The 8970-nt window shown below is 44.2% G+C and carries 8 protein-coding genes; 3 read left to right on the forward strand and 5 right to left on the reverse strand.

Features of this window, described 5'->3' with window-relative positions; genetic code table 11:
- Positions 1–113 precede the first annotated feature (113 nt).
- The 5 genes from uppS to rpsB all read right to left on the reverse strand — a co-directional run bounded on the left by uppS (position 114) and on the right by rpsB (position 4387).
- Complete coding sequence (gene uppS / locus A3756_RS04645) at positions 114–863, reverse strand: polyprenyl diphosphate synthase (RefSeq protein WP_255374954.1); 750 nt, start codon at positions 861–863, stop codon at positions 114–116.
- Positions 864–947: 84 nt separating this feature from the next.
- Entirely contained in the window at positions 948–1505 is a 558-nt protein-coding gene (gene frr / locus A3756_RS04650; protein ID WP_068508225.1) for a ribosome recycling factor, read from the reverse strand.
- 37 nt (positions 1506–1542) lie between these two features.
- Positions 1543–2280 carry a UMP kinase gene (gene pyrH / locus A3756_RS04655; protein ID WP_068508227.1) on the reverse strand — a complete coding sequence of 246 codons (738 nt, stop codon included), beginning with the start codon at positions 2278–2280 and terminating at the stop codon, positions 1543–1545.
- A 303-nt stretch (positions 2281–2583) separates the two neighbouring features.
- Complete coding sequence (gene tsf, locus A3756_RS04660) at positions 2584–3432, reverse strand: translation elongation factor Ts (protein ID WP_068553000.1); 849 nt, start codon at positions 3430–3432, stop codon at positions 2584–2586.
- Positions 3433–3637: 205 nt separating this feature from the next.
- Positions 3638–4387: a 30S ribosomal protein S2 gene (rpsB, locus tag A3756_RS04665; RefSeq protein ID WP_068508230.1), complete on the reverse strand. Its 750-nt coding sequence runs from the start codon at positions 4385–4387 to the stop codon at positions 3638–3640.
- Between the two features lie 435 nt (positions 4388–4822).
- On the opposite strand from rpsB, the gene map reads away from it, so the two are divergent.
- From map to A3756_RS04680, 3 genes are all read left to right on the forward strand, one after another.
- Positions 4823–5608 (forward strand): type I methionyl aminopeptidase, encoded by a 786-nt coding sequence (map, locus tag A3756_RS04670; protein ID WP_068553001.1) that lies wholly within the window; start codon positions 4823–4825, stop codon positions 5606–5608.
- A gap of 18 nt (positions 5609–5626) precedes the next feature.
- Positions 5627–8326: a [protein-PII] uridylyltransferase gene (gene glnD / locus A3756_RS04675; protein ID WP_082865085.1), complete on the forward strand. Its 2700-nt coding sequence runs from the start codon at positions 5627–5629 to the stop codon at positions 8324–8326.
- The coding region (locus A3756_RS04680) for an aminotransferase class I/II-fold pyridoxal phosphate-dependent enzyme (protein ID WP_156490268.1) at positions 8323–8970 on the forward strand (648 nt) is incomplete at its 3' end. The genes glnD and A3756_RS04680, both read left to right, overlap by 4 nt.

Raw genomic sequence — 8970 nt, forward strand, 5'->3', positions numbered from 1 at the left:
AAACCAAGAAAAATACTCTGGAGGCAGTAAAAAAACACCCCCCAAAACAAGTGGAGCAAGAATTAAAGCTGTAATTATTCGTTGTTTTAACACAAAAAGAGTCCCGTGATTATTTACTCGGCCTGATCCAACTGATCATCAGTTTGCCCAAAGCGCCGCTTTCGTCCAGCATAGGCTTTTAAGGCTTCCAGCATCTGTTCCTTCTTGAAATCGGGCCAGTACAAATCGGAAAAATAGAATTCTGCGTAGGCCAATTGCCATAACATAAAATTGCTGATGCGCTGCTCACCCGCAGTGCGAATCATTAAATCAGGTAAAGGCAAGTCACCCAAAGAGATATGTGATTGAATTAAGTCTTCGCTCACATCTTCAGCCGCAATCTCGCCGGAAGCAACTTTATGGGCAATTTTCCGCGTCGCTTGCGCGACATCCCAGTGCCCACCGTAGTTAGCGGCAACGACCAGAGTCATACCATCATTATTTTCTGTTAGTTCTTCCGCTTTCGCCATATGCTCCTGAAGCACATCACTAAACGGCTCTCGATCACCAATAATTCGCAAGCGGATATTATTTGAGTGCAGTTTCTTAACTTCTCGCTGCAAGGCAAAAAGGAAAAGCTTCATTAACGCACCAACCTCTTCGGCGGGCCTCCTCCAGTTTTCACTACTAAAGGCAAATAGAGTCAGCACCTCTATATCTTCCTCAACACAAGCTTTAACGACATCTCTAACCGCATCTACGCCTGCCTTGTGCCCAGAAATCCCTATCTTTTTGCGCTGCTTAGCCCACCTATTATTACCATCCATAATGATAGCAACGTGTCTAGGTTTACTCCCTGAGCTTAGAGGAATGTGCTCACTCAATTTATCTATCCAACCCAATACTTAATAACACGAAATTTAACGAGCGAAAGCATTGGACACACTTTCGCCCGAAACAGGCAGTTTTTATACTTCCATCAAGTCTGATTCTTTTTCCTGCAATAAAGCATCAACTTTAGCAACATAAGTGTCAGTTAGTTTTTGGATACCATCTGCTGCTCTTTTTTCTTCATCTTCTGAAATCTCTTTCTCTTTCAAAAGTTCTTTAATATCGGAGTTAGCATCTCTGCGAATATTTCTAACAGATACTCTTGCACTCTCGGCATCTGCTTTTGCTAGCTTAACCATATCCCTACGAGTTTCCTCTGTTAGAGCTGGCATTGGCACACGTATTAAGTCACCAGAAGTTGACGGGTTTAAGCCGAGGTTAGCTGCTATAATCGCTTTTTCGACCACTGGCACCATTGGTTTTTCCCAAACAGAGATTGCCAAAGTTCTGCCATCTTCAACACTAATATTAGCCGCCTGCTTTAGCGGTGTATCTACACCATAGTATGAAACTGATACGCTATCTAAAATACTTGGGTGCGCTCGACCAGTACGAATCTTGGCAAAAGCAACACCTAGCGCATCAATACTTTTTGCCATACGCTCTTCAGCATCTTGTTTAATTTCATCTAACATATATCTTTCCTTTATTCTTTATATAACTGGCTCGATCTTATTCGTCGGCAGCTGCCTCGATCAATGTACCCTCGGATTCACCCACTACAATACTGCGCAAAACCCCAGGCTTATTCATATCAAATACTCTAACAGGCATATTGTGATCACGGCACAAACAAATTGCCGTTAGATCCATTACACCTAACTTTTTATCCAAGACTTCATCATAACTCAAAGCATCATACTTCACGGCTGTCGGATCTTTCATCGGGTCAGCGTTGTAGACACCATCTACTTTTGTTGCCTTCAATACAACATCAGCATCAATCTCAATACCTCGTAGACATGCAGCAGAGTCAGTTGTAAAGAAAGGGTTACCCGTTCCTGCGCTGAATATTACAACATCACCATCTTTAAGATCTCTAACCGCTCTGCGCCGATCGTAATGCTCAACAACACCACTCATCGGGATAGCTGACATAACACGCGTTGATATATTGGATCGTTCTAATGCGTCACGCATCGCCAAGGCATTCATAACCGTAGCCAGCATACCCATATGATCACCAGTAACACGATCCATTCCAGCCTGGCTTAGGGCAGCACCTCTAAACAAGTTACCACCACCTATGACCATGCCAACCTGAACACCTATACCAATCAGCTGACCAATTTCTAAAGCCATGCGATCAAGTACTTTTGGATCGATCCCAAAGTCCTCATCGCCCATTAGAGCTTCACCACTAAGTTTTAGAAGAATTCGTTTATATTTTGGCTGGAGATTTACAGGCATGAATCACTCTCGGCATTTAAAGCGTAGTTAACAAATACAGGTTAAGAACCTGCTTAATATGCATATGACGTATCTTAATTTCGGGGGAGTCGCCCCCACTAAAAACAGTCTTTCCAGATGAGCAAGTACTCCCCAGACAACTTTAAGATAAAAACCAATTGCCAGATACAATAATGCCGCATAAGAAAAATGGTTATATCACCCTTCTTATACGGCACGGTTGGGAATTGTATCAGGATTGGTAAAAAGTGGAACTATCTTTTCAACATTTACCTGTTAACAAACCCATGTAAACAGACTAAATTAGCCTTTAAGCTGAGCCGCAACCTCTGCAGCGAAGTCAGCCTCTTCAACCTCAATACCTTCACCTACTTCGATACGGACAAAAGAAACAACTTCTGCACCGCCATCTTTAGCCAACTGGCCAACTGTAACTTCAGGATTCTTAACGAAAGGCTGCTCAACCAAGCTGTTTTCCTTAAGGAATTTCTTAATACGACCACCCATCATTTTCTCGACGATCGCATCTGGCTTACCTTCCATATCAGGCTGAGCCTTAATGATATCCTTCTCTTTATTCAACTCTTCTTCAGGCATATCTTCAGGGTTAAGAACACGAGGATTAACCGCTGTTGCATGCATAGCGATATCTCTTGCCAACTCAGGCGTACCACCTTTAAGCGCAACAATCGAAGCAATTCGATTGTTAGAGTGAACATAAGCACCCACAACTTCACCTTCAGACTTAACAGCACGACGAGGAGAAATGTTCTCACCAATTTTCTGAACCAAAGCTTCACGCTCTGAATCAAGAAGACCAGCAACATCAGTAGAACCTGCTTCAAATGCAGCGCCTGCTACGTTATTTGCAAACGCAAGGAAACCTTCGTTCTTAGCAGCAAAGTCAGTCTCAGAGTTAATTTCAACTAACATTGCAGAAGTGTTGTCAGCAGATACTTTAGCCACAACCACACCTTCAGCAGCTGTACGGCCAGCTTTCTTAGCTGCCTTCATACCACTTTTCTTACGCAACTCTTCAATTGCCTTTTCGATATCACCGTCTACTTCAGCAAGTGCTTTTTTACACTCAAGCATACCAAGACCTGTACGCTCACGAAGTTCTTTTACCATTGATGCGCTAATAGCGGCCATGTCAATTCCTCTTTACCGTTACAACCCAAGCGGCTGTAAAATTAAAAAATTTGCTTCCATTACCTAAGCCCAAAAGGCGCTAAAATGTTCGCAAGCGGAACACACCTTCAACCAAATAAGAACCGAAGCATTATTAATAACGAATGAAAACAAGGGCCGGAAAACCGACCCTTGAGCACTTTATAAGAAAACGCTTACAGAAAGATTACTCTGCTGCTTTTTCGCCTTCTTCAGATGCCGCTGACTCTTCCGCCACTTCAACGTACTCACCACCTTTTGAAGAACCTTCAAGCACTGCATCAGCAAAAGCTTTTGCATAAATCTGAATAGCTCTGATCGCATCATCGTTACCAGGGATAACGTAATCAACACCATCTGGATCACTGTTTGTATCAACGATACCGATAACAGGGATACCTAATTTGTTAGCTTCTTTGATCGCAATACGCTCGTGATCAACATCGATCACAACCAATGCGTCAGGTAGACCACCCATATCCTTGATACCACCAATACTACGCTCTAGCTTCTGCATTTCGCGAGTCAGCATCAAAGATTCTTTTTTAGTCAACTTATCAAAAGTACCATCAGTGCTTTGAGTCTCAAGATCGCGGAAACGACGAATGCTCTGACGAATCGTTTTGTAGTTAGTCAACATACCACCCAACCAACGGTGGTTTACGTAAGGCATACCAGCGCGGCTTGCCTCTTCTTTAACAATCTTGCCAGCAGCACGCTTAGTACCAACGAACAATACCTTGTTCTTACCTTCTGACAGCTTTTTAACGAAAGCTAAAGATTCATTAAACGCAGGAACTGTTTGCTCCAGGTTAATGATGTGAATTTTGTTACGAGCACCAAAGATGTACTTACCCATTTTAGGGTTCCAGTAACGAGTTTGGTGACCAAAGTGTACACCTGCTTTAAGCAGGTCACGCATAGATACTGATGCCATGTTCTTTTCCTTTAATATGTTTGGGTTAGACCTCCACGAGTCCCATTAATCAACCATGAACCAAAACCACCGTAGCAGAAGCAGAACACAGCACCCAGATCAATGTGTCGAAACGTGTGCGGATTTAAGTCAATCGAGATTACCGACACCCTGCTGGATGTGAGTTCCCGAAATTTGCGTGCGCTTTATACCATATCCACTTCAAAATAAAAAGCGCATTCCTACATTTATAGCAGGCCAGGCCACTCAATTCTACGTTTAACCTTTAACAATATAAATCGAGCAGCCACCAGCAAATAACAATAATTATTCAATTAACTCACCTTTCGAGGTAGAATGCGGCGCATTTTTGATAAAAGTCTGTGTCGCAAATGGCGCTATAATGCTCTCCCGACACCATAACAACCCCTAGACAAAAGGCTCTCTTTTCGAGTTATGAATACTAAAGTTACCATCAAGTCCAACGAAGAAATTGAAAAGATGCGGGTTGCCGGGCGACTCGCCGCCGAAGTACTGGAAATGATCGAAGAGCACGTTGTTGCTGGCGTTTCAACCGGTGAACTAGACAAGATATGTCATGATTACATCGTTAATACTCAAAACGCCATTCCCGCACCACTTAATTATAAAGGCTTTCCAAAGTCTATCTGCACCTCGGTCAACCATGTCATATGCCACGGTATTCCAAGCGACAAGAAAGTGCTAAAAAGTGGTGACATAGTAAATGTCGACATCACTGTCATTAAAGATGGCTACCACGGTGACACCAGTAAAATGTTTTTCATTGGCAAGCGAAGCATTGCTGCCGAAAGGCTATGCAAAATTACGCAAGAATGCTTATACAAAGGCATTGCCCTTGTTAAGCCGGGTGCGAGACTAGGCGATATTGGCGCTGTTATTCAAAAGCATGCTGAAAACAATTACTATTCTGTAGTACGCGAGTATTGCGGCCATGGTATTGGTGCTGTTTTCCATGAAGAGCCGCAGGTCATGCATTATGGTAAACCAGGCACCGGCCTTGAGCTAAAAGAAGGCATGACCTTTACTATCGAGCCAATGATTAACCAAGGCAAACGCCACTGCAAACTCTTACCAGATGAGTGGACAGTCGTGACCAAAGATCACAAGCTTTCTGCGCAATGGGAGCACACTTTGCTAGTTACCTCAGACGGTTGCGAAATACTGACCTTACGTAAGGAAGAGGAAGGTCTGCTAAGTTAAGCACAAGCCGATAAAACTATGACGCAACACAGCTCGCTCTTCGAAAAGTTCACCCACGCATCTAGCCTGGACATGCAAACATTAGTCTCTGACTTAAGTACTTGCTCACAACCAGCCCTGAATGTTCGGACAATCCTGGAAGATAGTAAGCAAGTCCTTGATCGGCTGTATCTGGCAAATGAAGATATCCGTCAGCTTATCGAAGTTAAATCCAAACTCATGGATTATATTCTTAAAGGTTTATGGGCACGCTTCGGGTTCGACCAACATGTTAGCCTTATTGCTGTTGGCGGTTATGGCCGAGGCGAGCTGCAACCACATTCAGACATTGACTTACTCATCCTGGTAAGGAATGAAATTAATGATCAGCTGGGCACCAAACTGTCTGACTTTATCACACTATTATGGGACCTGAAGCTAGACATCGGCCATAGCGTTAGAACGATTGATGAATGTATTGAAGCCGCTAAAAGCGATGTCACCATTGCGACCAACCTATTGGAAACGCGCACTATCGATGGTGACCCCGAACTTCTGAGCATTATTTCAGACAAGGTCTATTCCGACGCAGTTTATACCTCTAAAGCCTACTTTCTAGCTAAACGCGAAGAACAAAGTGCACGCCACCTGAAATATAGCGGCACCGAATACAACCTCGAACCAAATCTGAAATCTTCCCCTGGCACCTTACGAGATATTCAGACCATTACCTGGATATCTAAGCGCCACTTTGGTGCTGAAGCTCCCAGCACACGCTCACGCTACCACTTTTTGACAGACGAAGAATTCCGCATGCTAGTCAGCGGCGAGACCTTTCTTCTTACCCTTCGTTATGGCCTGCAGATGATTGCCGACCGCAACGAAAACCGACTGCTATTTGAACACCAGCGCAAGCTTGCAGAAATACTCGGCTTTGAAGATGACGAGCAAAAGCTCGGTGTCGAGAAAATGATGCAACGCTACTATCGCATCGTATTGGGTTTAGCCGAACTTACTGACGTGATACTTCAGTACTTTGATGAGTTTTATCTAAACCCCGAGAGTGATGACAGTGTCCAAGAACTAGGTAAACGATTCCAAATTAATCACGGCTATATTGAAGCTAAGTCAGAAGATATTTTTGACCGCTCACCTTATGCGTTGATAGAGATTTTTTTGCTACTCGCACAAAACCCTCAGATCATTGGCATAAAAACCACGACAATTCGTCAAATCCGTGAACATCAATATCTTATTGATGACAGTTTCCGAAACGACCTGGCTAACACAAGCTTATTTATGGAGATACTGCGCACACCGCACGACCTTCATAAAACCTTAAACGCCATGCTTAAGTACAATGTACTGGGCCGCTACTTACCTGAGTTTGGACAGATCATCGGCCAAATGCAGCATGACTTGTTTCATTGCTATACAGTTGACGCGCATACGATTCAGCTTATCAAGAACCTGATTCATCTTGACTACCCTGAGGCAAAAAAAGAGTTTCCACTTGCCTGTCGTTTATACCGTTATATCCCTAAACGTGAAATCCTTTATACTGCTGGTATCTATCACGACATTGCTAAAGGGAGAGGCGGAGACCATTCCGAACTTGGCGCCATCGATGTTGAAAACTTCTGTCAGAACCATCATTTTAGCGAGCGCGATACACGACTCACTTCCTGGCTGGTCGAAAACCACTTACTAATGTCTATGACAGCGCAGAAGAAAGATATTGATGACCCTGAAGTTATTCATCAGTTTGCGCAACTAATTCCTAGCCTTACTCACCTTGAGTACTTATATATTTTGACTGTCTGTGATATTTCTGCGACCAATCACACCTTGTGGAACAGCTGGCGCGCGACACTGATGCAGCAGTTATATATCGAAACCAGGCGCGCAATACGTCGCGGCACAGATAAGCCTGTTGATCGCAATGACTGGATAGAAGCCACTAAACGCGAAGTCCGCACCTTACTCATCGATAGTGGCTACACCACACCAGAGATTGATGCTTTATTGGAGTCCTTTGAAGACGACTACTTCCTTCAAGACTCAACCGCCGACATCGTTTGGCAAATCTCTGAAGTACTTAATCATGGCAACTCAAGTGAGCCGCTCATCATCATTCGCGACACCCAAACCAAGCAAGGTGACGGTTTCAGCCATATTATGGTTTACGTCCGCTCAAAAGACGACCTATTTGCTGCAACAACTGCGGTACTTGAGCAACTGAATCTCAACGTCTTAAATGCCCGTATCAGTGCATCGAGAGGTGAGTTCAATTTGAGCCACTTTATTGTAACTGATGCACACAACATGCCCTTAGCAAACGATGTAGAACGAAAAGAGCAAGTTCGGTCACGCTTGATTGAAGAACTCGATGACCCGGAAGATTACCCTGAGATAATCAGCCGGCGCACACCACGCCAACTGAAGCATTTTGCCTTCCCGACTGAAGTGACTTTCAGCAATGACATGATTAATCAGCGTACCGTAATGGAGGTTGTAACACCCGACCGACCCGGCCTACTCGCTCGTATTGGCCAAGCACTTCTAAAGCATAATTTATCATTGATCAATGCACGTATTGCCACCTTGGGCGAGCGAGTAGAAGACGTTTTCTTCATTACCGACACAGACGGTCAACCGCTTAGTGACGCAATGATTTGCGAGGCCTTACAGCACGACATATGTACACTTCTAGATGAGCAGGTAGAAATAACCTCATGAACCCAGACTTGAATAAACTTCAGCCCTATCCCTTTGAAAAGCTTAAAGCACTGCTCGGGCAAGTAACACCATCAGCAGATTATTCAGCTATTCCCTTGTCTATTGGTGAACCGAAGCACCCTTCTCCGCAGTTTGTGCTCGACAGCATCACCAATAACCTAGGCAAAGTCGCAATATACCCAAGCACAAAAGGGTTACCTGAGTTTCGAAAGAGCATGACAAACTGGGCGACACAACGCTTTAATCTAAAGCCCGGCACTCTTTGCAGCGAAGATAATATTCTTCCGGTAAACGGCACACGAGAGGCAATTTTTTCTTTTACTCAGGCGGTCATCGATAGAGAAGCCAGTAATCAAGCTTTAGTGCTGAGCCCTAATCCTTTTTATCAGATCTATGAGGGCGCTAGCTATCTTGCAGGGGCTGAGCTTGAACTACTACCTACACTTGAGAGCTCCCAGTTCATTCCCGACTACGACTCTGTCGCCGATAGTACCTGGGACCGCTGCCAGATTCTGTTCATGTGCTCTCCGGGCAACCCGACAGGCGCTGTCACGCCCGCTGAAACGCTTAAAAAGCTCATAAAACTAGCCGACAAGCATGACTTCATTATTGCATCGGACGAATGCTATTCGGAGATCTATTGC

This window comes from Oleiphilus sp. HI0086 (assembly GCF_001635225.1).